The sequence below is a fragment of the Vibrio sp. 1727 genome (genome assembly GCF_033344415.1).
Lineage (GTDB): Bacteria > Pseudomonadota > Gammaproteobacteria > Enterobacterales > Vibrionaceae > Vibrio > Vibrio alginolyticus.
In genome coordinates this window covers 1-533 of the sequence record NZ_JAWPOT010000620.1, presented here as the reverse complement: position 1 = coordinate 533, position 533 = coordinate 1, and the positions used below count along the sequence as shown (strand labels likewise).

Annotated in this window: 1 protein-coding gene; it reads right to left on the bottom strand. The window is 41.3% G+C overall.

Features of this window, described 5'->3' with window-relative positions:
* The coding region (locus R8O10_RS27245; RefSeq protein WP_318192236.1) for a hypothetical protein at nucleotides 1-414 on the bottom strand (414 nt) is incomplete at its 3' end.
* Nucleotides 415-533: the final 119 nt, after the last annotated feature.

The following is a 533-nucleotide window of genomic DNA, read 5'->3' as shown; positions in this document are numbered from 1 at the left end:
AGCTTCTTGAACAGGTAGCTCAGAGACTCGGTGATCTATTCGCTCTTGTTCTACGGATACTGCTTTTGGAGTTTCGAATTGCATTCCAACGGGAAAGCTAGTGGTTAGTAGGGTCCCATCGATGCCATATGCATCAAAGATATCAGTGAATTTATCTCTTTCTGCATCCAGAAATTTCCTGGGAGCGACATACTCTTTTGATGGTGTAGTATTGTTGCTTATTACCAGCTCTAACTGGTCTCCCATAACTTCTATAGCTTTATCATATTCAAAAATATCGAATAAATTATTGTAGTCTGTAGCCTTAATTGCAGTGGCTTCTGGAAGTACATCTAACTTTTCCCAATCAACGCTAAAGCTTTTTACCCCAAATTCGTCGTAAGCTTGAAGAGCGACCTTCGCGCCTGTATTCAAATTAAGAGCTCTAATCGAGTGTTCACTCGTAGGGGCTTTTAAAAAACAGTCATTATCTGAGGCGTTTAATAGGGGGTTGTTAGGGTAGTCCTGGCTGTACCGCTTTATTGCGTGAGAGA